22 protein-coding genes and 2 riboswitches are annotated in these 23,699 nt (G+C 48.8%); of the genes, 4 read left to right on the top strand and 18 right to left on the bottom strand.

The window, feature by feature from the left end:
• Positions 1 to 37: 37 nt before the first annotated feature.
• Both cysK and HMPREF9441_RS02705 read left to right on the top strand, forming a co-directional pair.
• On the top strand, positions 38 to 985 hold the full coding sequence (gene cysK / locus HMPREF9441_RS02715; protein ID WP_008617725.1) for a cysteine synthase A: 948 nt from the start codon (positions 38 to 40) through the stop codon (positions 983 to 985).
• 642 nt (positions 986 to 1,627) lie between these two features.
• Positions 1,628 to 2,095: an META domain-containing protein gene (locus tag HMPREF9441_RS02705; protein ID WP_008617717.1), complete on the top strand. Its 468-nt coding sequence runs from the start codon at positions 1,628 to 1,630 to the stop codon at positions 2,093 to 2,095.
• Between the two features lie 114 nt (positions 2,096 to 2,209).
• Here HMPREF9441_RS02705 and HMPREF9441_RS02700 read toward each other — a convergent pair whose 3' ends face one another.
• From HMPREF9441_RS02700 to HMPREF9441_RS02615, 18 genes are all read right to left on the bottom strand, one after another.
• Positions 2,210 to 3,028, bottom strand: coding sequence for an alpha/beta hydrolase (locus HMPREF9441_RS02700; protein ID WP_008617715.1), 819 nt, complete (start codon positions 3,026 to 3,028; stop codon positions 2,210 to 2,212).
• A gap of 19 nt (positions 3,029 to 3,047) precedes the next feature.
• The gene (locus HMPREF9441_RS02695; RefSeq protein ID WP_008617713.1) at positions 3,048 to 3,776 is read right to left on the bottom strand and encodes a HesA/MoeB/ThiF family protein; all 729 of its coding nucleotides are present in this window, start codon (positions 3,774 to 3,776) and stop codon (positions 3,048 to 3,050) included.
• Positions 3,770 to 4,972 carry a 2-iminoacetate synthase ThiH gene (gene thiH, locus HMPREF9441_RS02690; RefSeq protein ID WP_008617712.1) on the bottom strand — a complete coding sequence of 401 codons (1,203 nt, stop codon included), beginning with the start codon at positions 4,970 to 4,972 and terminating at the stop codon, positions 3,770 to 3,772. The genes HMPREF9441_RS02695 and thiH overlap by 7 nt, the downstream gene beginning before the upstream one ends.
• A 13-nt stretch (positions 4,973 to 4,985) precedes the next feature.
• Positions 4,986 to 5,762: a thiazole synthase gene (locus tag HMPREF9441_RS02685; RefSeq protein ID WP_008617710.1), complete on the bottom strand. Its 777-nt coding sequence runs from the start codon at positions 5,760 to 5,762 to the stop codon at positions 4,986 to 4,988.
• Positions 5,763 to 5,797: 35 nt separating this feature from the next.
• On the bottom strand, positions 5,798 to 5,995 hold the full coding sequence (gene thiS / locus HMPREF9441_RS02680; RefSeq protein ID WP_008617708.1) for a sulfur carrier protein ThiS: 198 nt from the start codon (positions 5,993 to 5,995) through the stop codon (positions 5,798 to 5,800).
• A gap of 66 nt (positions 5,996 to 6,061) precedes the next feature.
• Positions 6,062 to 6,154, bottom strand: a riboswitch (TPP riboswitch).
• A 199-nt stretch (positions 6,155 to 6,353) separates the two neighbouring features.
• Complete coding sequence (locus tag HMPREF9441_RS02675; protein ID WP_008617705.1) at positions 6,354 to 7,433, bottom strand: T9SS type A sorting domain-containing protein; 1,080 nt, start codon at positions 7,431 to 7,433, stop codon at positions 6,354 to 6,356.
• Positions 7,434 to 8,022: 589 nt separating this feature from the next.
• A complete protein-coding gene (locus tag HMPREF9441_RS02670) occupies positions 8,023 to 8,505 on the bottom strand; it encodes a ferritin (RefSeq protein ID WP_008617703.1) in 483 nt (160 codons plus the stop codon).
• A gap of 116 nt (positions 8,506 to 8,621) precedes the next feature.
• Positions 8,622 to 9,209: a GTP cyclohydrolase I FolE gene (gene folE, locus HMPREF9441_RS02665; RefSeq protein ID WP_008617702.1), complete on the bottom strand. Its 588-nt coding sequence runs from the start codon at positions 9,207 to 9,209 to the stop codon at positions 8,622 to 8,624.
• A gap of 4 nt (positions 9,210 to 9,213) precedes the next feature.
• Positions 9,214 to 9,747: an SPOR domain-containing protein gene (locus HMPREF9441_RS02660; protein WP_021979454.1), complete on the bottom strand. Its 534-nt coding sequence runs from the start codon at positions 9,745 to 9,747 to the stop codon at positions 9,214 to 9,216.
• A gap of 85 nt (positions 9,748 to 9,832) precedes the next feature.
• On the bottom strand, positions 9,833 to 11,917 hold the full coding sequence (locus tag HMPREF9441_RS02655; protein WP_087943183.1) for a BT_3928 family protein: 2,085 nt from the start codon (positions 11,915 to 11,917) through the stop codon (positions 9,833 to 9,835).
• Entirely contained in the window at positions 11,910 to 12,449 is a 540-nt protein-coding gene (locus HMPREF9441_RS02650) for a DUF1599 domain-containing protein (RefSeq protein ID WP_008617677.1), read from the bottom strand. Before HMPREF9441_RS02650 ends, HMPREF9441_RS02655 begins: the two co-directional genes overlap by 8 nt.
• Positions 12,450 to 12,970: 521 nt before the next feature.
• A complete protein-coding gene (locus tag HMPREF9441_RS02645) occupies positions 12,971 to 13,870 on the bottom strand; it encodes a peptidoglycan DD-metalloendopeptidase family protein (protein WP_008617664.1) in 900 nt (299 codons plus the stop codon).
• Between the two features lie 33 nt (positions 13,871 to 13,903).
• Entirely contained in the window at positions 13,904 to 14,365 is a 462-nt protein-coding gene (gene ndk / locus HMPREF9441_RS02640; protein WP_008617663.1) for a nucleoside-diphosphate kinase, read from the bottom strand.
• A 126-nt stretch (positions 14,366 to 14,491) separates the two neighbouring features.
• Positions 14,492 to 16,588 carry an ATP-dependent DNA helicase RecG gene (gene recG / locus HMPREF9441_RS02635; protein WP_008617660.1) on the bottom strand — a complete coding sequence of 699 codons (2,097 nt, stop codon included), beginning with the start codon at positions 16,586 to 16,588 and terminating at the stop codon, positions 14,492 to 14,494.
• 3 nt (positions 16,589 to 16,591) lie between these two features.
• Positions 16,592 to 17,278 (bottom strand): 2-C-methyl-D-erythritol 4-phosphate cytidylyltransferase, encoded by a 687-nt coding sequence (locus tag HMPREF9441_RS02630; RefSeq protein ID WP_008617659.1) that lies wholly within the window; start codon positions 17,276 to 17,278, stop codon positions 16,592 to 16,594.
• The gene (locus tag HMPREF9441_RS02625) at positions 17,275 to 17,835 is read right to left on the bottom strand and encodes a DJ-1 family glyoxalase III (protein WP_008617658.1); all 561 of its coding nucleotides are present in this window, start codon (positions 17,833 to 17,835) and stop codon (positions 17,275 to 17,277) included. The genes HMPREF9441_RS02630 and HMPREF9441_RS02625 overlap by 4 nt, the downstream gene beginning before the upstream one ends.
• A 36-nt stretch (positions 17,836 to 17,871) precedes the next feature.
• Complete coding sequence (locus tag HMPREF9441_RS02620; RefSeq protein ID WP_008617657.1) at positions 17,872 to 19,143, bottom strand: mechanosensitive ion channel family protein; 1,272 nt, start codon at positions 19,141 to 19,143, stop codon at positions 17,872 to 17,874.
• Positions 19,144 to 19,162: 19 nt separating this feature from the next.
• Positions 19,163 to 19,876 carry a pyridoxine 5'-phosphate synthase gene (locus HMPREF9441_RS02615; protein ID WP_008617656.1) on the bottom strand — a complete coding sequence of 238 codons (714 nt, stop codon included), beginning with the start codon at positions 19,874 to 19,876 and terminating at the stop codon, positions 19,163 to 19,165.
• A 103-nt stretch (positions 19,877 to 19,979) separates the two neighbouring features.
• Between HMPREF9441_RS02615 and HMPREF9441_RS02610 the strand changes: the two genes are divergently transcribed.
• Positions 19,980 to 20,873, top strand: a complete 894-nt coding sequence (locus HMPREF9441_RS02610; RefSeq protein WP_008617655.1) for an NAD kinase — start codon at positions 19,980 to 19,982, stop codon at positions 20,871 to 20,873.
• On the top strand, positions 20,867 to 22,534 hold the full coding sequence (locus tag HMPREF9441_RS02605) for an ABC transporter ATP-binding protein (RefSeq protein ID WP_366377591.1): 1,668 nt from the start codon (positions 20,867 to 20,869) through the stop codon (positions 22,532 to 22,534). The genes HMPREF9441_RS02610 and HMPREF9441_RS02605 overlap by 7 nt, the downstream gene beginning before the upstream one ends.
• Before the next feature lie 35 nt (positions 22,535 to 22,569).
• Positions 22,570 to 22,780: riboswitch (cobalamin riboswitch) on the top strand.
• Positions 22,781 to 23,699 lie beyond the last annotated feature (919 nt).

The following is a 23,699-nucleotide window of genomic DNA, read 5'->3' as shown; positions in this document are numbered from 1 at the left end:
TACATATACATTCGACAAACGCTAAAAAGAAAAGATTATGGAAAAGATTTATCATTCGCTGACCGAACTTATCGGACGTACACCTTTATTGGAAATCAGCCACATAGAGAAGAAAGAACAACTGAAAGCCAGGGTTCTGGTCAAACTGGAAAGTTTCAATCCCGGAGGAAGCGTGAAAGACCGCGCAGCCTTTTATATGATAGAAGCAGCAGAAAAAGAAGGTCTGCTGCGTCCCGGCAGCCTCATCATAGAGCCTACCAGCGGAAACACGGGCATCGGACTTGCCTGGATTGCCTCGGTCAAAGGTTACCGGCTCACGCTCACCATGCCTGAAACCATGAGCCTCGAACGCCGCAATCTCCTGAAAGCATTAGGTGCCACACTGGTACTCACTCCGGGCAGCGAAGGCATGAAGGGAGCCATCCGCAGGGCCGAAGAACTGAAGGCGGCTCATCCCGGAGCCTTCATTCCGGGACAATTCGACAACCCGGCCAATCCGGAAGCACACGTACAAACCACAGCAGAAGAAATATGGAACGACACAGACGGTAAAGTGGACTTCTTCGTAGCCGGCGTAGGTACGGGAGGTACCATCAGCGGAACGGCTAAAGGATTGAAAAAGCACAACCCGTCCGTGCAAGCCATAGCCGTAGAACCGGACGCCTCGCCCGTTCTCTCCGGAGGCACCCCCGGACCTCATAAAATACAAGGTATAGGCGCCGGATTCGTTCCGGAGAATTTCGACCACCGTCTGGTGGATGAAATCATCCGGGTCGCAGACGAAGATGCCGTCCGTGCCTCCCGCATGCTGGCCAGCCACGAGGGGGTGCTCGCGGGCATCTCATCCGGCGCGGCCCTGCACGCCGCCCTGCAAATCGCACGCCGCCCGGAGAACGAGGGCAAAACGATTGTCGTGCTGCTTCCCGACACGGGCGAACGCTACCTGTCTACCGTACTGTATGCCTTCGAAGACTTCCCGTTGTAAAAGGCCTCAACCTAAAATGTATGCTTTTCTGCTTACATCGCCTTATGGAACAGGCGTTTTCATAAATCACTCATAATTAACGATGTAAATAAGCAGAGCCATTCCAAAAATCAATTGCCGCAGATTCATATTTTGTTCTGCGGCAATTGATTTTTCAATCTAAGCCAAACGATTTTCCGTTTGGCGCACAAAAATTTCACGCTCCCCGCCCGCAAAATTTTTCAATCGGGAATCCCCGTAGTGACATTCCCGTTATTGAAAACAGAACTTCGTATGGCCCACATCGCATCCTCTTAAAGATTAAGGAAGAACTTCTTGCACGAATCCTGCTTTTTTCCTATTTTTGCCGACAAGAATAAAAACAAACATGCCTATGATGTAATTATCGAACAAAGACATAAGATAAAGAAGCGTTAGCTTTATTCTTGCTATCTGAAATCGCCAAATTGAAGAAGCACACAAGAGTAAAAGTTGATGCTCACGCCTATGGCGTGGGCTTTTACTCGTATATGTGTGCATGGTGTTTGGCGATACCGAGATAGCATAAACGAAGTTTCAGTCCACGTTTTTTTATTGTCTACACTCCGGATTTTGGACTACAAAAGAATCATTCAACAAAGAATTTAACACAAAAGGAAAACAATGAAAACTTTAAGATATGTAGGGATGGCCGTCTTGGCCATCATGTTATGCGTAAATTTCACAGCTTGCTCGGACGACGACGAGGAAAAACAACCGACTACGCCTCCGGAGGAAACCCCGACGCCACCACAAGAAGAAACACCGGCAACTCCGGCCACATTGGCAGGAACGACCTGGAAAATCACTTCAAGCACCGACGACGGCGTTTTCCCGGGCATATCACTTACATTCCATGAAGACAAAACGGTTACGACGGACTCTCCCGACTTCACGGTAGGCCTGACTTATGAAGCGAAAGGCAACACTTTGAAAATCGTATGGCTTTGGGGAGGCGCATACAATGAATACATGGAAGGACCTCTGACCATCGAAGGCAATACTGCCACCTACACATTCAATTGGTTCAACATGGACGGCTCATGTAACACCATTGATGACCCGAGAACCCTGACGTTACAAAAACAATAATGCCATAATGGCGAGCCATAGCTTATCCCGGAAGGGGAAGTATATGGCTCTTTTCCTCTTATCCCGGTGCTGTCCACCGGTTGGGGCGAACGTCCGCACCACGGACCGCAACGGTCAATGACTTGCCCTGAAGAATTTCAAGAAAAACAAGATTTGATAATCGATGGAATTGCTCCAATATTCCCCCGTATGCGCTCCGGGACGCACAATAAAGTCGTGCATGACGCCTCGTTCCAACAACTTTTGATGGAAGGCTTGGTTGACTTCAAAGAAAAAATCATCATAGCCGCAATCAAAAATAATCCGTAGGGCACCATCCTTGAGTTTGCCCGTCTGGTTGATGACGGTATAATCGTCCCAATCGCACACCCCGGCATCTTTTGCCCCGATTTGCTCCTTCATGTCCCAGTTGTCCGGAAAAGGCCGGATGTCCAGTCCGCCGCTCGTACTGCCCGCTGCTCCGAAAACATCCTGATGGCGTATGGCCAACCATAGGGCACCATGGCCGCCCATACTCAATCCGGTAATGGCCCGCTTCTCGCGAGACGGCAGTGTACGGTAATGTCCGTCCACGTAAGACACCAGTTCCCGGCTGACGAACGTCTCAAACTGGGAATCTTCATTGAGCGGACTGTCCCAATACCAACTGTTTTCTCCATTCGGACATACGAAAATCAAATTCTCACGGTCGGCATAGTCTTTGAGTTCCGGTTTCAAACCGGGCCATGTGGTTTCATTTCCGCCATAACCGTGCAACAGATAAACCACAGCCGCTCCCTTGCCTTCTGTCTTTTCGGGAGAAATCACTATGGTACGCACCGCACGTCCCATCTTCCGACTGTGCACCTCCACCGTATCCACTTTCGCGGCACGGACAGCCACCGCCGACCAGCAAAGCAAACTTGCCAAACAGCAAAACACACTCTTTTTCATTTCGTATCTATTTATGGGGTTAAAGTTCGATGATATAAGACTGCATCGTACGCAAATCTATCGTCCACAAGCGGCCGTCCAGCACGTCGCCGTAACCGCAAACCAGTTTCATCACCTCGTGAGCCTGCACACTGCCTACTATCGCCGGGGTCATGCCCACAACGCCTTTAAAAGCCGGAGGCAACTGACACGCGGCCTCTTCGTCCGGATACAAATCCCGATAGCTCTTCGCTTCCGCAGTACGACAAAAAACGGACACCTGGCCACAGAACCCTTCAATGGCACCGTAAACGTATGGCTTGCCTTGCGCCCTGCAAATATCGTTCAAAAGATAACGGGTCGGATAATTGTCACAAGCATCCACCACAATATCATAATCTTGAATCATACCGGCGGCATTATCCGGCGTCAGACGACAAGCGTACGGCTTCACGTCCACATCGCTGTTCAATGCACGCAACCGACGGGCAGCCAACACCACTTTGGGCAGCCCCACTTCCGCCTCCGCATAAAGAACCTGGCGGTGCAAATTGGTCGTACTCACCGTGTCATCATCCACCAACCCGATGTGCCCTATTCCGGCACCGGCCAGATAGAGCGAGACGGGAGAGCCTAACCCGCCCGTCCCTACAACCAACACCCGCGCCGCACGCAAGCGCTCCTGCCCTCCGGTGCGGATTTCCGGCAACATGGTCTGGCGCTCGTACCGCCCTAACTTTTTATTCTCCATCTCGGACATGGTCAGCATTTTACATAAGATTTGGATAAATCGCTCTCGCTCGGCAGAGGCAAGCGAGCTTTTCTCTGCTCTCGCTTACCCACGGTTTTCAAATCGAAACTGGCATCCCAATCCTTCCATACCGGTTCACGACCGACTTTTCGCAATGCCTTCTCCACCTCCACGGCTGTGCGTTCGTCGCTCACATGGAACTGCTCCAACGCCTGCGGATAGGTATAATATCCTCCCGGCTCCGTCTTGCTTTCCGCACTCATCGTGGTCACGCCCAACGTGGCCATGTGGTCACGGATGGCCGCCGGTTCGCGTGTGGAATAGGAAATGTCCACATCGTGGTCGAAAATACGCATGGCAAAAGTGACCTGGGCCAGTTCACGGTCGCTCATGACGACATTCGGCTGGAAGCCTCCGTTCTCGGAGGGCCGCATACGGGGGAAGTTCACACTGTATTTCGTCCGCCAATAATGCTTCTGCAAATAACGTAAATGATAAGCCATCATCGTAATGTCCGTGCGCCATTCTTTCTCCAGGCCAATGAGGACTCCCATCCCGATGGAATGCACCCCGGCCTGTCCCATGCGGTCGAAACCGTTGACACGCCACTCGAATTTCGACTTCATGCCCCGAGGATGGTAGATATTGTAGTTTGCCTTGTGGTACGTTTCCTGGAAGCAAATGACTCCGTTCATCCCGTGTGCCTTCAGTTCTTCATACTCTTCGGTCTTGAGCGGCATCACTTCTATCTTCAGGTTACTGAAGTAGGGTTTGGCCAAATCCAAGGCACGCGCCAGATAAGGCACGCCGGCTTTGGCCGGATTCTCTCCTGTCACTATCAAGAGGTTCTCGAAAGGTGCCAGCTTCTTGATGGCTTTGTATTCGTTCTCTATCTCCTCCTCCGTCAAAATGGTGCGGCGCATCGGGTTGCTGATATGGAAACCGCAATACACACAGGAGTTGGTGCAGGAGTTGGTAATATACAAAGGTATGAACATGGACATGGTCTTGCCGAAACGCTCTTCGGTATATTTACGGCTCAACCGCGCCATCGTCTCCAAATAGGGAGCGGCTGCCGGGGACACCAAAGCCATGAAATCGTCCACGTCACAATGTTCTTTCGAGAGGGCGCGGCGCACGTCGGCCTCCGTCTTGGCGTTGATCCGCGCCGTAGTTTCCTCCCATGAAATCTTTTCCAATTCGTCCGAAAACATATCTTCTTCCCGTTTAGTCGTTCAAAAATGCCGTCAGGGGCGAACTGGCCTCTGCCACGAAACTGTCTGTCTGCAATCCCAATCCGGCTTCGTATGCCATACGTCCGGCTTCCACTGCCTGCTTGAAAGCCACGGCCATCGCCACCGGGTCGCCGGCCACGGCTATGGCTGTATTCACCAAACAGGCGGAAGCTCCCATCTCCATGGCCTCGGCAGCATGACTGGGCGCTCCGATACCGGCATCCACGACTACCGGCACGTTGGCCTGCTCGATGATGATACGCAGGAAATCACGGGTCTGCAATCCCTTGTTTGTCCCGATGGGTGCTCCTAAAGGCATGACTGTGGCCGCTCCGGCTTCTTCCAGATGTTTGCAAAGCGTAGGATCGGCCTGACAATAAGGCAATACGACAAAGCCCAACTTCACCAACTGCTCCGTGGCCTTCAGGGTCTCCGTGGAATCGGGCAACAAATAACGCGGGTCGGGATGAATTTCCAACTTCAACCAATTCGTACCGAATGCCTCGCGTGCCATCTGGGCGGCGAACACGGCTTCTTCGGCATTCCGGACACCCGACGTGTTCGGCAATAATTGTATCTCGGGACGCACGATATGCTTCAGCATGTCGTCCTCCTTGTCTTCCAGTTCGATACGCTTCATGGCTACCGTCACCATTTCCGTTCCGGAAGCTATGATGGAACGGGCCATCAGGTCGTTGGAATCAAACTTACCTGTACCTAAAAACAAACGGGACGTAAACTCCCGTCCTGCTATGACTAATTTTTCCATATTTTTGCTGTCTTATTGGATTGAATGACTAAATGCTATCCGCCGCACGCCGCTTTGATGATGACAATGTTCATCCCCTCGGCCAACGCATAACCGTCCCACGCGGTACGGGGCACCAAACGGTTCTCTACAGCCACCGCTATCCCCTGAAGCGGAAGCGATAGCTCTTCCACCAATGCAGAAATCGAAACGGCTGCTGTCTCCACTTCTTTGTTATTCACCGAAATTTTCATTTCATCTACTTTTAATTATTACTGAAAAAGACAAGTACAAAGAAGCACCGCAAACGGCGGTATGGAAAGAAAATAAAATCCAATCCCTACGGCAGTACGAGCTGCATCAGGTTCGAGGGTATAATCTCAGCCCCTTTCCGGGCACCCCTTTGTCTTTACTCGGACAAAGATACACAAAAAAGGGAAAGAATATCATTCTGGTGCAATATTTTTATCCATTTTTATGCCACACAAGCCTTATCCTTTTTCACAAACCATCCATAAATAATAAACAATAGGACTTACACTCTTGAAAAAAAGCATTCCACCCAAAACATGAGTGGAATGCCAAAACCAGTTTGAGACACGATGCCCAAACTTAACGCACAATAATGCGGCTATTTTCCACCACACGCCCCTTCTCGGTCAGCGTGAAGTTATATACTCCTGATGGTATCCGCTGTATGGGAATTTGAACGGTGCGCACTCCGGCCTCCACAGACATCCGTGTCACCGTACGCCCGTCCACCGAAGTCACACACACCTCACGCTGGCTTGCCTTATCTTCCGCGATAGGAATTTCCATCGTAACCACCTCCCCCTTCCGAGCCGGATTAGGATAAGCACGCACACAACTTGAACGCTTGAGTTCCTTTATCGTATTGGCCTTTGAATCTATAAGATAGATAGTATATGAACGAAATCTTTCTTCCGAGCCATCCATATAGCCATTTTCTTCGATTACCAAATACGTTTTCCCACCTACACGGTAAAGCATGGCCTCCGTACCCATGACATTATTCAAATCTGCATAATCATGCCGGAACAACACCGTCCCGTCATCTTGCCGGATTTCCAAACCGGATTCCACAGCCGAATAGGACCTTGTAACTTCATCTGTCACCCCGTCACCGTCCCTGTCCCTTTCATATTTGGAGGTTTCCTTCACCTCTATCGTCTCAAACAAATACTCGAACTTGTCATCCTCATTAAACAAAGTTTGAGTCAAGAACAACCGTTGGTTTTCGAAAGCCTCGGCAATACCATGATCAACTTCCGTACACAAGCCCAAAGACCTGCAACAGCGCCACTGATAATCATCTTCTTCTCGTGTAGTCTCCCATTCTCCTGTATAAGTTACAACTCCCGTAAACGGATCAGTCACAGCCGCACGCCTACTTACCAAAGTATATGTTTTACACGTTTCCTCCGGAACGGAAATTTTCTTCACTTCCTCAAAATCGGCATCATAGACTGTAAAATCTCCGTTTGAAAGACTTTCATTGTCATACCTTCCCCCCTCTACCGTGAAAAATAGCACCTTTCCACCTTGCGTGTAAGCTGTGGGAATAAAATTAGGCACATATGGCAACACACTTGCCTCATGGATTTCCTGTGCCTTAACATTGGTCGAAAAAAACAGCAAAACAGCCAACGGAAAAAGTAAATTACGTTTCATCTCCTCTTCAATATACTTACCTTGACTCCCCCAAATCAGGTTGGTTTAAAATATTTAAAAACGTCTCTTATTCCAGCCTATATAACAAAAAAGCGTGGGGAGCTGTTCTTGCTTATCTCGCTCGTCAGGCTCTCGCATTGCCCATCTGCCAAGATAAGCAACGCAGTTAGCCCACGCCGGTACATATATAAAACACGACACACACCCACACTCTGACGTATGGTTGCGGCACGCATAGTATAAACATACCACGCAGACATTCCCGTTGCTCCATCTTCCGACAGACAGTTCAAATTTGCGAGATTTGACGAGCCGAAGATAGACGCTTGAAAACGCCTTCTTATTAAATAAACCTCCCGCTAACCCCTTCGGGCCAACTGGGTATTGCAAATGTAAACAAAGAAGTTTAATAAAAGTTATATCGCGAGAAGAATATAACCAAATTTAACACGAAGGAATTGCCGACAGGCACCCTATTCCTTAAAAAGGCCATCCCGAAAACGCCTTACCGGCAAATTCACCCCACGAAAAGAGGCCGCCCTGCAAACTTACAGAAACGGCCTTTAATCTTACTAATCTTATGTTTTAATTATACCCGCTGTCCTAACTTATCGTCAATGAACAACAAAGCAGCCTTGCCGGCTTTACGGATTTTTTCCAAAATACCTTGCGCCGTAGCTTCTTCTTCCACTTGTTCGCGCACATATCCCCACAAGAAATCCTGAGAAGCCATGTCTTTCTCTTCGGAAGCCACTTTCACAACATTTTCAATCAGCTTGGATACTTGGCATTCATGCTCGTACACATTCTCAAAAACACCCAGTACGCCGTTCCACTCCTGTGGAACCACATCTATCTTGTCTACCTTAGCCACTCCGCCACGTTTGATGACGTAATTCGCCATATCGTAAGCGTGCTCCAATTCTTCCTGAGACTGTTTCTTCATCCATGTGGCACAGCCGTCGTAACCTTCTCTCTGCAAATAGAAAGACATGGATAAATACAAGTTAGCCGACCACATCTCGGCCACGATTTGTTCGTTAATAGCTTTCTGCAATTTGTCTGAAATCATATTCGTATATATTAAAAATTAAACAACTTCACTTTATTATAGTAAACTACAACTACAGTGCCAAAACATCTGATTTCATCATCATGTCAGCTATTTATTCTTAATTTTACGGATTGTTATAGAGAATCTCGATGAATAAGGTTGAGAAACTCCTCCCGCGTCTTGGCCTGATTGAACGCTCCCGTAAAATCACTGGTCGTAGTCACCGAGTTTTGCTTTTCCACTCCACGCATCTGCATACACATGTGCCGGGCTTCCACTACAACCATCACGCCCAACGGATCCAACGCCTCTTGTATGCAATCCCGAATCTGCAGCGTCATCCTTTCCTGTACCTGAAGACGATGGGAAAAGCAGTCCACCACACGGGCGATCTTGCTCAAACCCGTAATATATCCATTAGGTATATAAGCTACATGTGCTTTCCCGTAAAAAGGCAACATGTGATGTTCGCACAACGAAAAGAAATCAATGTCTTTCACTATCACCATGTGGCGGTAGTCTTCCTTGAACTTGGCCGAATTCAGAATTTCTTTCGGGTCTTCGGCGTATCCCCGCGTCAACGTTTGCATCGCCTTAGCCACCCTATAAGGCGTCTTTTGCAATCCTTCACGTTCGGTATCTTCCCCCAACAAAGCCAGAACAGCCTTATAGTGGGTTTCTAATTCCCGCTGTACCGTTTCGTTATAAACCTGACGTTCCATCCGCTTAATAAGGTATTTGAATTACAGATTTTACAATCAACGCCTCATCGAATTGCTTAGTGGCGCGCAATTCGTGCAAAGCCTGATTAGCTTCCTCGTACGTCCGGAAATCACCCACCCTGCAAATCCAACGCGGACTCTGAAAATGCGTATAAGTAGCCATGTCACTGAAGTAGCTCTTCACCTTTCCAGCCATCCGTTGTGCCTCCTGACGAGCCGTTCTGGAATTTCCTCCGGCATAAACCTGAATCCGATAACCGTTGGCCTTCATCTTACGTACGGGCTTAGTACCTACAGATGAATTGCCGCTCTCCGTTATCGACTGGGATGTACGTCCGGAATCTGCAAGCGAAGCAGAAGATTCTTTCTCTGCCCCTCCGCCATTTACCATCCGGGTAATCTCGGCATCCTGAATCACACGTACCGTCCCTTGCCCGTTCACAGGCTTCACCAGCTTGTCCACAAACTTCTGTTGTGCTGAAACCTGAAGCCAACTTACGGCACACCAAAACAACGATAAGAAGAGTCTTTTCATCATATAGTCATTTGAATATAAAACCATAAAAGAGAGCCATTCCGAGACACGAAGACGCCCTCGGAATGACTCCGTTTATCTACTCTGATTAAGCTTTCCAAGCGTCGATGATACCCTTGAAGTCTGCGCACTTCAAAGCGGCACCGCCAATCAAACCGCCGTCAACATCGGGCTTTGCAAAAATCTCTTTTGCGTTCGAAGGCTTACAGCTTCCGCCGTAAAGGATGGAAACATTCTCGGCAGCCTCTACACCGAACTTCTCGGCAATGGTCGTACGGATGAAAGCATGCATCTCTTCTGCCTGCTCAGCCGTAGCCGTCTTTCCCGTGCCGATAGCCCATACCGGTTCGTATGCCAGAATAATGTTGGAGAACTGTTCTGCCGTCAAATCGAACAAAGAACCGGCCAACTGTGCCTTCACCACTTCGTTCTGCTTGTCAGCCTCGCGCTCTTCCAAAACCTCACCGATACAAAAGATGACCTTCAGGCCGTTTGCCAAAGCCAAGTTTACCTTCTCTTTCAGGATTTCGGCTGTCTCGCCGTAGTAAGCACGACGCTCCGAATGCCCCAAAATGACATACTGCGCACCGGTAGATTTTACCATCTCGGCAGACACCTCGCCAGTGTATGCGCCTTTTTCCTTGTCTGCACAGTTCTCTGCACCCAAACCGATAGTCTGGGCATCCAATACAGCGGCTACGGAAGCCAAGTGGATGAACGGCGTACAGATGACTACATCACAATTCGGTTTGTCGGCAGCCAAAGCCGCATTCAACTCAGTAGCCAAAGCTACACCTTCCTGCAAATTCAGGTTCATCTTCCAGTTACCTGCAACAATTTTCTTTCTCATTTCTTTTCTTTTTAAAAGGTTGATAATTCTATTTTTATGTTTCATTCGTCTGTACATCTTACTCCCCACCCATATCCGGTCGGCAAACACCAGCACAAACAGGGGGACAAGGAACCACAGGACGACACGCAACGTCGTCATCATCCGCGATGCCGACTGCAAACGCCCCAATTCACCGTCTTCCAACGGCACATTCAGGTCCTCTTCTTTCGGAAGGTTATTACAACTCCATTTGTTATACACTGTACCCTCTTTCAACAATACCAGCCCGGGATTGGAGCGCACAATGGTTTTCAACGTGATTTCATCCGTTATGCCAAAAGGATAATCCGCCCCCGTCAGGTCCTGCCATCGCCCAATCACGTCATCACCGGATGCCGTCAGACAATAAAAGGCATACCCATGTTCGCCGCAATAGTCATAAAGTTCATTGATACGGTCTATATTGCTGTCGTCCGCAAACTCCAGATAAGGAGAGATTAATAAGAAAGTATATCCTTTGTCCGACAAAACCTGCTCCGTGATATCCTCTCCATCAGGCCACGTCATAATCGAAAAATCATGTACGGGGGGCACATATCCTTCTTTCACCAACACCGTCCGGCTCTCCACAAAATGCCAGGCCGTGTCCTCGGGATAATCTTCCGTAGTGAATTCTTTCTTTACTCCATCCTTTTCAAGTACGAATGTCGTAAGATACTCCGGCTCCTCCTCTCCTTCCGGAACCACCATCGATCGGGGAAGATTTACTCCGATATGATAAGGACGGAAATCGAAAACCGGAAGATAATAGATACAGAAACCCGCCAGAACAAAGGCAAAAAAGATAGAATAGAGGGAAATCATCCACTGGTTGCGTTCGGAAACAAAGCGCACCATCAACCGACGGTAACGAAAAACGAGCACGGACAAGCCCAACAGCACAACATTCTTGCCGAACGTCTCCCAGTTCGTCAACGACACGGCATCTCCGAAACATCCGCAATCCGACACAGGATCGGCCAAAGCCAGATAAAACGTCAGAGGCGTCATCACACTCATGAACAGCAAAAAAAGCCAGGAAGTCGCGCGCCGACGTATCCCAAAGAACAGATATATCCCTATACAAAATTCAAAAACCGCCAAAAGAACAGCCAGCCAGAGCGGCAAAAAGCCGGGAATCCATTCCGACCAACCGAATGCCTGAAAATAGTCATCGAATTTGTATTGGGTACCACGCGGGTCAACCACTTTCACCAATCCGGAGAAGACGAAAGTCACAGCCAGCAACAAACGGCTGACATTCACGGCAACCCAACGTAATTTATATCCCAATCTATTCACCGAACGTCAATTTTATCAGCCCGAATACGGCATAATTCATCATGTCCATGTAATTGGCATCCACTCCCTCCGACACCAAAGTCTGCCCCGCCAAAGCCTCAATCTGCTTGGTCCGGTAAAGCTTCATCAAGATAAGATCTGTATAAGAACTGATGCGCATGCCGCGCCAAGCCTCATCGTAATCGTGGTTTTTCTTCAACATCAAAGCGAGCGAAAGCCCCGCGTATTTATCGTAATATTCCAAGGCACGTTCAGCCGTCATGTCTTCCGCGTCGGCATAGCCCAGCTCCAACTGTATCAGGCCGACAATACTGTAATTCACGATAGCCATGAACTCCGGGCGAATGCCCTCACCGACCAACGAGACCCCTTTCACCTCCAAACTACGGATACGATTGGCCTTAATAAATATCTGGTCTGTCACCGAAGCCGGACGCATGATACGCCACGCCGCACCGTAATCATGCAACTTTTTGGCGAACAGTTCCCGACACTCCTTCATTATTTGCTCAAATTGTCCTTGTGTATCCATATTTTACCGTTTAGGCATACCACAACATGCAATGTGCAAAGGTAGTACAAATCATCGAATAAAACAAAAAGAGACCGTAGAATACGCGAGCGGAGACGGCCTTTTCATGTTCTTTCACCATAACACATTGTACATCAAATCCTTCCGAAGAAGAAAGAAGGCTAACGGTGAAAACAAGGTGAAGGCTGCCGAATAAGAAAGTTCACCATAAGTGACTGAAACAGAAGAAGTCTGAAAGATGCGAACCTATTCCTGCATTTTTCATATTGTAAGCAGGGCGAACCTGCACACTCCCCACAACACCTGACTCTTCGCACGGCTCAAGGTGGAAAATCATTCGCAGCAGAATGAAAAATCATTCACTGCAGAACGAAAAATCGTTTGCAGGAGATTGGAAAATCATTCTCAGGAGATTGGAAACCCGTTTGCCACAGACGTCCTTTCTCCCTGATACATAGCAAAAAAAGAGATGCTCCCGACCGTACGGAAGCATCTCCCTTATTGTAACTATAAACTTATGCTTATGAATATTTGATGATTTGCCCCGGACGAAGCATAGTCTTACGGGATATTCCATTCAACTTGCATAACTTAGCAACCGTCGTACCATATTTCGATGCTATTACGGAAAGATTCTCACCCGATTTCACGCGATGTACTTTAGAACGGGGCTTAGCTGTCGGCTTCGGACGAGCACTCGCCGTATTCTTAGCCACCTCGGTCTGCCCCTTGCTCTTATTGGAGCGGAAGATATAATAGTCTCCTGTCACATCTTGCGCTACGAAATCGAACATTTCGGCCGGATTGATAGCCTGTCCCAAGAAACGCGTTTCAAAATGCAAATGAGAGCCTGTTGAACGCCCGGTATTGCCTCCCAAACCGATGGGTTCGCCAGCCTTTACAACTTGGTTCTCACGCACAAGGTGCTTGGACAAATGCCCGTAAATGGTTTCAAGTCCGTTCGGATGACGAATTACGACATAGTTACCGTAACCTTTTCTTTCGTAATCCACGATACGTACTTTTCCACTAAACGCCGAACGTATGGTATCCCCAATGTACACCTTGATGTCAAGCCCTTTATGCTGACGACGAAAACTTGCACGATAACCGTAATTAGAAGTAATTCTCGTGCTCGGCGTCGGCATGCAGAAATGCCGCAAGTCTATCTTGTATTCTTCCGGCAATTCTACATCATAACGATGGGCATATTGGTTGTTCCAATCGGGATAAAGACCAAACGCGGGATTTTCAAGCTGTTCGTCACCAATCAAACGTTGCAAGGCAACCGAATCCACAGCTCTCATCTTTTTGTCGATCGGTGCTTGGCGAGCCAACAAGTCCTGCCCTGCAACCGGCATACTCAACATGGCCAAAACAACGACCGCTCCTGTCTTAAGTCTTCTGAAGTTAAAAAACATTTAATTATTATTATAAAGTTCGCTTATCTTATTTTACAATTCGTCTAAAGCATACAAATAACCCAAGTTGGAAGATTCATACTCAAAAATCTCCTCCGGCTTGAAAAAACGCGCCAATTCTATTTTCGCATTCTCTAATGAATCGGACGTGTGGACGATATTTTGTTGGTTACTCATACAATAGTCACCGCGAATCGTGCCCGGAAGGGCATTCCTGCCATTTGTAGCCCCTGCCATCGCCCGCACTACATTTACGGCCTCAATACCTTCGAAGCAACATGCAATCACGGGAGTTGACATCATGGAATCCTTTAAAATCCGAAAGAATGATTTCTCGCGCAAATGAGCATAATGTTCATCCAATATCGCATCTGTCAATTGCATCATTTTCATTCCGGCCAACCTCAGTCCTCTCTTCTCGAAACGGTTGATAACTTCTCCTACAAGCCCTCTCTGTAATGTACAAGGTTTTAACAAGACCAAGGTTTTCTCCATGAATATAGACTTTTTGAATTAAACATATTAATTAGCGTATTCTAAACACTAACAGCGGCAAAGATAATCTTTCCATAACAAAAGCCCAAGAAAATTAACAGTATTTTTCCTCAAAAAGCCGTTTTTTCAAGAAATCACCCCCCAATTCACCGTCCTATCTCTTAATTTATTTAACTGTCTCCATAGAATATCATTCTTTGAAGCAGCGCAATGCGGGTCGTCGTCCAACACTTTTTCGGCCGTTTCCCGCGCCAACTGCAGTACTTGTCCGTCACGTGCCAAATTGGCCAGCCTCAACGTAAACGAAACCCCGCTTTGCTGCGTACCTTCCAAATCGCCCGGACCGCGCAACTTCAAATCCGCTTCGGCTATTTCAAACCCGTCGTTCGTCTCCGTCATGATTTGAATACGCTTGCGGGTATCTGCCGAAAGCTGGTATTTGGTGACCAAAATGCAATAGGACTGGTCGGCTCCGCGTCCCACCCGTCCGCGCAACTGATGCAACTGCGCCAATCCGAAACGTTCGGCATTCTCTATCACCATGACCGAAGCGTTCGGCACGTTCACCCCGACCTCTATCACAGTGGTCGCCACCAATATCTGGGTCTTCCCTGAAATGAAGTCCTGCATCTCGGCCTCCTTCTCTGCAGCTTTCATTTTACCATGCACCCGGCTTATCTTATATTCCGGCAAATCGCGGCACAACTGCTCATACCCCTCTTCAAGGTTCTTGATGTCCATCTTCTCGCTTTCCTTAATCAACGGGTACACCACGTATGCCTGCCGCCCCTCGTTCAACTGCGAACGCAATCCCCTGTACAGGCTCTCCCGCCGGTTGTCAAACTGGTGAATCGTCTGAATCGGCTTGCGCCCGGGAGGCAGCTCGTCGATAACCGACACATCAAGGTCGCCATACAAGGTCATGGCCAAGGTACGGGGTATTGGCGTGGCCGTCATCACCAGCACATGAGGAGGATTGCTGTTTTTAGTCCACAAACGGGCGCGCTGAGCCACACCGAAACGATGCTGCTCGTCTATCACGACCATGCCCAAAGACTTAAAAAGCACCGTGTCTTCCAACACGGCATGCGTCCCGACCAAAATCCGTACCTCGCCGTCTTTCAATCCGTCCAAAACAGCCTGTCGCCGCTTTCCTTTCACCGTCCCCGTCAGCAGTTCCACCCTTACGGGCATCCCGAACAACAAGTTCTGGAAAGTCACATAATGCTGCTCCGCCAGAATCTCGGTAGGCGCCATGATACAAGCCTGAAAACCATTGTCCAATGCAATCAAGATGCTCATCAAAGCCACCAGTGTCTTCCCGCTGCCTACATCGCCTTGCAACAAACGGTTCATTTGTCGCCCGCTCCCCATATCCTGACGAATCTCACGAATGACTCTTTTCTGCGCTCCGGTCAGCTCAAACGGCAGATTCTTTTCATAAAACGTATGAAACAGCTCGCCTACACGGACAAACACATAACCACGGTATTTCTGACGACGCTCACGCGCATACTTTATTATATTCAACTGAATATAGAAAAGCTCTTCGAACTTCAAACGGAATTGCGCCTTCCGTAAATCTTCCGCAGAAGTCGGATAATGCACATGCCGGAGCGCTTCATCCAAAGACACCAGATTCAACGAGCTTACTAAATAAGGTGGCAAGGTTTCCGGAATTCCGGCATCCAAACGTTCAAACAAAGTCGCCGTAAAATGTTCTATGGAACGGGAATTCAGTCCGGCCCGTTTCATCTTGTCCGTGGTCGTGTAATAAGGCTGAAGTCCCATGGTGTTCAAACGCAATTCATCGGCCTTGTCCACATCAGGATGAGCGATGTTGATTCGTCCGTTGAAAACACTCGGCCGCCCGAACACGATATAATCCGTCCGCGTCTTGTAGGCAGACAAAACGTATTTTATGCCATTGAACCAAATCAAGTCCACAACTCCCTGCCCATCGGTGAAATGAGCCACCAAACGCCGTTTCCGCCCCTCTCCCTCCGTATCAAAGCTCAATATCTGGCCGCGAATCTGTACGTAGGGCATATCGGCCGTCAACTCATGGATATAATAAAGCCGCGTACGGTCTATATGTTTATAAGGAAAGGTGTACAACAAATCATGCAAAGTACGGATTTGCAATTCATCTCCGAGCAGTTTGGCACGCTGCGGTCCCACTCCCGGCAGGAACTTGATATCTTGACGCTCAAGGTCTATCATCGGTCAATCGGATAAAAGAGCTTCGGCTATCTTTAAATCGAAAGGTGTGGTTATTTTTATATTCTCACGGTTGCCCGGCACCAACGACACCGGAACTCCCATAGCTTCCACCACGGAAGCATCGTCAGTGAAAAACGGACGGTACTCTTGCCGGTAAGCGGCTTTCAGCACATCGGCCCGAAAAGTCTGCGGGGTCTGCACCAAACGATATTGTGCACGGTCTACGGTTGCACTGCCTCCCTCCGTCCCGTCGGATTTCAGACAACGCAGTGTCTCCACGACCTCGGCAACAGGTATGGCGGCACGTTTCCGGAAAGCTGATTCGTAACATGCCGCTATGACCTCACGAGACACAAAAGGACGCACACCGTCGTGCACGGCCACCAAAGCATCCGTTTCCCCATCCGGCACCTCTGCCAAACCGTTGGCCACGGAATGAAAGCGCGTCTCTCCTCCGTCGGCCAAACGATAAGGAATGCGGAAGTCATATTCACGGCACAATTCATTCCAATAACCCTGCTGTGCAACCGGCAATACCACAATCAGTTCCACACTTTCGTCATAGGCATGAAACGCATCCAACGTCCGCATCAACACCGGTCGACCTTGGACCGGAATGAACTGCTTGGGAATTTCGCCCCCCATACGCAGTCCTTTCCCTCCGGCCACTACGATCGCATATTTCTTCATCGAGCCACCTCGTTGTACAACATTCCGTTTCTCACGGCTTCCGCCTTGTCCTTACCGGCCAGCTTGGCCACGATGGCATAACCGAATTCAAATACGGCAGCCGGCCCTTTTCCGGTAATGAACAAGCCGTCCTCCTCCACAAGGCTGCCTGTATAAGAAGCCCCTTCCAAGTTCTCTTCAAATCCGGGATAGCAAGTCGCCTTCAGTCCTTTCAGCAAGCCCATACGGCCGTAGACCAAAGGAGCCGCACAAATAGCCGCCAGCGGTTTGCCTGCCTTATATTGCTGCATGATACCTTCGGCCAAACCTTCGTGTCTGGCCAGATTGTATGAACCGGGCAGCCCGCCAGGCAATACCAACATGGCGGCCTTGGAAAAATCAACTTCTTCCATCAACATATCGGCCTCCACGCGGATTCCATGTGCACCGGTCACCATCTTGTCGCCCGTCACCGAAACGATACGGGTTTCCACTCCTGCACGACGCAAAATATCTACCACAGCCAAAGCTTCCACTTCTTCCGAACCTTCGGCAAAAAACAAATATACTGTTTCCATCCTTCTGTATTTAATAATGAATATTTATAAGTTAAATCAATTCTTCTCTTGCCACGCCATGCGTTGCACATCCGCTCCCGAAGGTGATTGAAACACCCGCAAGTCGAACTCCGGAATCACTGCCAACACATGGTCGAAGACATCGGCCTGGATTTCTTCATAAGGAATCCAATCTTTCACCGTCGAAAAGAAATACAGTTCCACAGGAATTCCCCTGTCCGTCGGCTGCAAATGACGGACCATGCAATGCAGTTCCTGATTGGTATAAGGCAAACTCCGCAAGTATGCCGTCAAATAAGCCCGGAACACACCCAAATTGGTCTGGCGGCGGCCATTGACCTTTACGGTATTGTCGATGGAATGAGCCGCATTATAATCCTGCAAGTCCTGTTCTTTCCTTTCTATATAGTCTTTCAGCAAACTTATCTTGCGAAAACGCTCCAACATCTCCGGCGTACAAAACTTCACACTGCTCATATCTATATTGACAGACCGTTTGATACGACGTCCGCCGCTTTCGCGCATCGCATTCCAATTCTGAAACGAATCACTGACTAAAACGTATGGCGGCACCGTGGTCACTGTATTGTCCCAATTACGGACTTTCACGGTGTTCAGCGTCACTTCCGTCACGACCCCGTCGGCATCATATTTGGGCACCTTTATCCAATCTCCCACTTTCAGCATATCGTTGGCCGACAACTGTACTCCGCTGACGAATCCCATAATGGTGTCTTTAAAAATCAACATCAAAACAGCAGCCGAAGCACCTAATCCAGCCAACAGCGAAACGGGGTCCTTGTCTATCAGTTCGCTAAGTATGATGATACCGCCCACAAACCAAGCCACCACTTGAAGCGTCTGCAACAAACTTTTCAAAGGACGGTCTCGGAAGGCTTCTTTGTCACTATAGACACTATAAACAGCCCTTAAAAAAGCATGAACAAAAGCCAGAAAAGCAAGAACGATAAATACAAAACTGATTCGTCGGACAAAATCGACCGTACTTCCATTCGTATCGGCAAAAACTACGGGTACAAAGCAATATATCACCACCGGCACCACCATACGACTTAAACGTACCATTACCTTATGGTCGAATACCACATCATCCCACGTAGCTTTCGTGCGTTTCACCAAATGGGCTACAGCTTTCAACAAAAAACAGCGGCAAACCGCATCTGCCAAAAAAGCCGCAGCGACCAATAAGGCCAACATGACGCCGTGCGCCAAGGCATCAGCTACCGACACCAATCCCCACGAAGCCAGCACGCTTGTCAACCATCCTTGCAAGTCTATTTCCATCATCCCGTCGCGTCCGGCCTTTCTATTTCAAACATTCCAGATAGCGCTTGATGGTCTCTTCCAGCCCGAGGTACAAAGCGTCACAAATCAGTGCGTGACCGATGCTTACTTCATCAATCCATCCTATCTGTTCATGCATATATTTCAAGTTCTCCAAGCTCAAGTCATGGCCGGCGTTCAGCCCCAACCCCAAACTACGAGCCGTTCGGGCCGCTTCCACAAAAGGCCGGACAGCCACCTCCGGACTTCCTGCATAAGCCGAAGCGTACGGCTCCGTATAAAGTTCCACCCGGTCTGCCCCCGCTTTCGCCGCATATTCCACCATCTCCGCTTCGGCATTGACAAAAACGGAAGTACGAATCCCTTTTTCCTTAAATTCCCCTATGATTTCCGTCAGAAACGAAAGATTCTTTTTCGTGTCCCAACCCGCATTCGACGTAATCTGGTCGGGAGCATCCGGCACCAATGTTACCTGTGTGGGTCGTACTTTCAACACCAAATCATTGAACTTGTCCACCGGATTGCCTTCGATGTTGAACTCCGTACGCAAAACAGCTTTTAGGTCATACACGTCCTGGTAACGGATGTGGCGCTCATCGGGACGGGGATGCACCGTGATGCCCTGTGCCCCGAACTTTTCACAATCCAATGCCACCTGCACGACGTCCGGATTATTGCCTCCCCGCGCATTACGCAGAGTAGCCACTTTATTAATGTTCACACTTAATTTCGTCATTTCTCTTTCAATTATAATTTGTCACCAATAGGGCAAAGTTAGAAAAAAATACTATATTTGCGGCTCTATAACCACAGTAAAAGTCTTAATTAATATTAGGAGAATGGCAGAAAGACTCAAATTCGCCCTGTTCGGCAACATCTATCAAGCTAAAAAGTCGGCTTCGGTCAAACAACTCATTTCCTTGTTGGCCGCACGCGATGCCGAACTCTATATCGACACCGATTTCTATACCTACCTCAGCCAGGAACTTCATTTCGACGTCTGTCCTACCGGACTGATATCAGACAGCGATTTTCAGGCAGACATCGCAGTCAGCATGGGAGGTGACGGAACTTTTCTGGCCGCAGCCAGTCGGGTGGGAAGTAAAGACATACCTATATTGGGAATCAACATGGGGCGGCTCGGCTTCTTAGCCGATGTGTCTCCGGAAGAAATCAACGAATGCATCGACGACATCTACAACCACACATATAAAATTGATGAGCGTAGCGTCATCGAAGTGAAATACGAAGGTCCGGAACTCTCCGGATACCCATACGCCCTGAACGAAGTGGCTGTCCTGAAACGGGACAACTCCTCCATGATTTCCATCCGGGTGGAAGTGAATGGTGAATTTCTGGCCACTTATCAGGCTGACGGCCTCATCATCAACACACCCACGGGTTCCACCGGTTATGCCTTGAGCGTAGGAGGCCCCATCATCGTGCCCCAATCCGGTACATTCTGCATTACGCCCGTAGCCTCCCACAGCCTGAACGCACGCCCCATCACACTCCGCGACCAAGTAGAACTCACGCTATCGGTAGAATCCCGCAACCATAATTTCCTCGTGGCTATAGACGGACGCAGCGAAGCCTGCACCGAAGCCACGCGCCTCATCCTTCGCCGAGCTCCTTATAATATAAAGGTATTGCAACGCAAGAACCATTCGTTTTACTCCACCTTGCGTGAAAAGCTCATGTGGGGCACCGACCCAAGGGAAGAATCATGTTGAACGCCTTTCGCTCCTCTACGTCAACCTATTCCACCCTCCGTTTGCTCCAATGGCTGTGGAATATCCTGCGGCACCACCGGTTGCAAACGGGACTGAACACCCTGCTCGGCTGCTCCACCGTATTGTTGGATTTCATGTTCATCGCTGCCACCAAATGGATCATCGACATAGCGACCTATAAAGCCCCCGGAAGTTTATCCATAGCCGCCGCACTACTCATCGGTATCCTGTTGTCACAGCTCTGCATCCATTTCGCTTCACGCTGGGTCAAGGCCATTTTGGGAGTCAAGGCACAAAACCACATGCAACGGTTCTATTTCGACCGTTTGCTGCACAGCGAGTGGAAAGACCGGAACCGACGACACAGCGGAGACCTTCTGAATAGGCTGGAGCGAGATGTCACCGACGTGGTGAATGCCGTCACCGAGACGGCTCCTTCCATTATCGCCGTGTGCATACGGTTGGTAGGTGCGTTCTTATTCCTGTATTCCATGGATGCTTCATTGGCTTGTCTCACCATAGCCATCATTCCGCTCTTCATGGTATTGAGCAAGGTCTATATGAAACGTATGCGCAAACTGACCCGCGAAATCAGGAATACGGACAGCCGTATCCAAAGCATACTGCAAGAAACGATACAACACCAGATGGTTGTACAGACATTGGAACAACAGTCCGTTATGGTACAACGGTTAGATAACATACAACAGAACTTACGTAACCAAATCAAGACGCGCACCCGCTTTTCGTCCATTTCCTCGTCTTTCCTCAGCGCCGGATTCATGGGGTGCTACCTTGTGGCCTTTCTGTGGGGAGCCGCCCGACTGCACGAGGGGACGATCACCTACGGCATGATGATAGCCTTTATCCAACTCGTAGGACAAATACAAGGCCCGTTCCGAGACATGAGCCGTTTCATTCCTATTTTCGTCAACGCTTTTACAGCCGGCGAACGTCTCATGCAATTAGAAGAGATTCCTTTGGAAAAACATCCCGAAGAAATCCGGATAGGCTCGCCCTCCGGCATACGTTTCCATCAAGTCTCATACGCATACGACAAGGGAGGCCGCCACATACTGCAAGATTTCACCTACGATTTCCCGCCGGGCAGCCATACGGCCGTGATAGGGGAAACCGGTGCAGGGAAAACGACTTTAATACGCCTGATGCTTTCCTTAATCCATCCCACAGCGGGAAAAATCATATTATACGACAATCATGGCGGGCAATCCGAATGCCATGCAGGTACCCGCTCCAACTTCACCTACGTCCCCCAAGGAAATACCCTCTTTAGCGGTACCATACGGGAAAACCTGTTGCTCGGCAATCCGTACGCCACAGATGAAGAAATGCAGACCGCACTCATCCACGCCTGTGCCGATTTCGTATTCCAACTACCCGAAGGTCTGGACAGCCGTTGCGGCGAACAAGGCACGGGATTAAGCGAAGGACAGTCACAACGTATCGCCATCGCCCGCGCTTTACTGCGTCCGAGCGGTATTTTACTATTCGACGAGGCCACTTCCTCGCTCGACACCGCAACCGAAAAACGGCTATGGCAAAATATCTGTAACCATTATGGCAATAAGACCCTGATTTTTGTCACCCACCGGGTGAACATTATTACATCCGAAACACGCATATTGAAACTCAGCAAATAAAAAGGAAAAACTTTGGCCAGCCCATACAAAAACACTATCTTTGTCCCGTAACAGGTGTCCTGTCTGCCGACCGGCATTCCGGATGAAAAGGGAATCGGGTGGAAATCCCGGACAGTCCCGCTGCTGTAATTTCCAGAAAGCGTATCAAAAGAAAGACTCATACCACTGCCTCAAATCCATCACGAGGTCGGGAAGGTTTTTGATACGGGAATAAGTCAGAAAACCTGCCTGTTCAAACTGCGGCATCTCGCTTCGAGGGTTAGGCGATGATTCCACTCTGATTCTAAGAACCGTCTTTTCTATCACAAGGATCGGCTTATTTCGTCCGTAACATAACGGACGAATGCGGCACCTTTCAGAACATGACGCTTGGAAGATGTCTGTCACACGACAACGCTTATTTAACCCCCTCCAAAGGCCGAAGCGATTCGCCCTTGCGTCTGCCATGCTATCTGCTATCAATCAATTTTACCAGACGCAGAAATAAACGGGAACGATGGAGACAGACAGAAGAATTCACATTCAAAAAGAAATGGCATCCAAAGCTATCCTGCCCGGATGCCATTCTTTGTTACCTAAAACGAAAGAATGTCGTTCCTGAGCAATATTCCGACTATGAAGCCGAAAGCAAAGGTTTCTATAAGCCCGTGATTCCCTCATCGAGAAAAGAGGCTTTTCCTGAATCGTCGCTATATTTTAAAGACAGTGAGTATATCAATCGTAAGTGGCGTATGGCAACTGAAGATTCCCGTATAACGCAGGGTTTTACGTCTTTTTTAAAAGAGTTATATTACTACTTATCCAGTTAGCTGCAAGAGTAGGGACGTTGTATGGTATTGACGGCACTCTTTTAGAGCGCCAATACCGTCATCATCTGAGTGACTATTTTCAGTAGAATCAGCCTGCCCATGCACAGGATTGGCTACTTTTTGAAAAGAATACCAAAGCTTACGTCTGCCTTGATAAGGTTCCCCTTTCGCGTGGCGAGCTCAATCCCCTATGTCATCCGTAGTAGTAAAGGCAATATTACTGCCATAATAAAAAAGTACGGATGTCCGTACGGTAAGTTCTGTCTTGCTCAGACTTTCCCGCCGGCATCGCTATCAAAGCCCTTTCAGGAGATGTGTGTAAAAGCGCGCTAGGAAAAAATAGATAAAAAGGGCAC

Origin of the sequence: Paraprevotella clara YIT 11840 (assembly GCF_000233955.1) — a bacterium.
Classification (GTDB): Bacteria; Bacteroidota; Bacteroidia; order Bacteroidales; family Bacteroidaceae; genus Paraprevotella; species Paraprevotella clara.
This window is presented reverse-complemented; position numbering and strand designations above follow the sequence as displayed.

Excerpts from the sequence above, each read along its gene's own strand:
- cysK (WP_008617725.1), top strand. The coding sequence starts at position 38 with ATGGAAAAGATTTATCATTCGCTGACCGAACTTATCGGACGTACACCT.
- HMPREF9441_RS02705 (WP_008617717.1), top strand. The coding sequence starts at position 1,628 with ATGAAAACTTTAAGATATGTAGGGATGGCCGTCTTGGCCATCATGTTA.
- HMPREF9441_RS02700 (WP_008617715.1), bottom strand. The coding sequence starts at position 3,028 with ATGAAAAAGAGTGTGTTTTGCTGTTTGGCAAGTTTGCTTTGCTGGTCG.
- HMPREF9441_RS02695 (WP_008617713.1), bottom strand. The coding sequence starts at position 3,776 with ATGCTGACCATGTCCGAGATGGAGAATAAAAAGTTAGGGCGGTACGAG.
- thiH (WP_008617712.1), bottom strand. The coding sequence starts at position 4,972 with ATGTTTTCGGACGAATTGGAAAAGATTTCATGGGAGGAAACTACGGCG.
- HMPREF9441_RS02685 (WP_008617710.1), bottom strand. The coding sequence starts at position 5,762 with ATGGAAAAATTAGTCATAGCAGGACGGGAGTTTACGTCCCGTTTGTTT.
- thiS (WP_008617708.1), bottom strand. The coding sequence starts at position 5,995 with ATGAAAATTTCGGTGAATAACAAAGAAGTGGAGACAGCAGCCGTTTCG.
- HMPREF9441_RS02675 (WP_008617705.1), bottom strand. The coding sequence starts at position 7,433 with ATGAAACGTAATTTACTTTTTCCGTTGGCTGTTTTGCTGTTTTTTTCG.
- HMPREF9441_RS02670 (WP_008617703.1), bottom strand. The coding sequence starts at position 8,505 with ATGATTTCAGACAAATTGCAGAAAGCTATTAACGAACAAATCGTGGCC.
- folE (WP_008617702.1), bottom strand. The coding sequence starts at position 9,209 with ATGGAACGTCAGGTTTATAACGAAACGGTACAGCGGGAATTAGAAACC.
- HMPREF9441_RS02660 (WP_021979454.1), bottom strand. The coding sequence starts at position 9,747 with ATGATGAAAAGACTCTTCTTATCGTTGTTTTGGTGTGCCGTAAGTTGG.
- HMPREF9441_RS02650 (WP_008617677.1), bottom strand. The coding sequence starts at position 12,449 with ATGGATACACAAGGACAATTTGAGCAAATAATGAAGGAGTGTCGGGAA.
- HMPREF9441_RS02645 (WP_008617664.1), bottom strand. The coding sequence starts at position 13,870 with ATGTTTTTTAACTTCAGAAGACTTAAGACAGGAGCGGTCGTTGTTTTG.
- ndk (WP_008617663.1), bottom strand. The coding sequence starts at position 14,365 with ATGGAGAAAACCTTGGTCTTGTTAAAACCTTGTACATTACAGAGAGGG.
- recG (WP_008617660.1), bottom strand. The coding sequence starts at position 16,588 with ATGATAGACCTTGAGCGTCAAGATATCAAGTTCCTGCCGGGAGTGGGA.
- HMPREF9441_RS02630 (WP_008617659.1), bottom strand. The coding sequence starts at position 17,278 with ATGAAGAAATATGCGATCGTAGTGGCCGGAGGGAAAGGACTGCGTATG.
- HMPREF9441_RS02625 (WP_008617658.1), bottom strand. The coding sequence starts at position 17,835 with ATGGAAACAGTATATTTGTTTTTTGCCGAAGGTTCGGAAGAAGTGGAA.
- HMPREF9441_RS02620 (WP_008617657.1), bottom strand. The coding sequence starts at position 19,143 with ATGATGGAAATAGACTTGCAAGGATGGTTGACAAGCGTGCTGGCTTCG.
- HMPREF9441_RS02615 (WP_008617656.1), bottom strand. The coding sequence starts at position 19,876 with ATGACGAAATTAAGTGTGAACATTAATAAAGTGGCTACTCTGCGTAAT.
- HMPREF9441_RS02610 (WP_008617655.1), top strand. The coding sequence starts at position 19,980 with ATGGCAGAAAGACTCAAATTCGCCCTGTTCGGCAACATCTATCAAGCT.
- HMPREF9441_RS02605 (WP_366377591.1), top strand. The coding sequence starts at position 20,867 with ATGTTGAACGCCTTTCGCTCCTCTACGTCAACCTATTCCACCCTCCGT.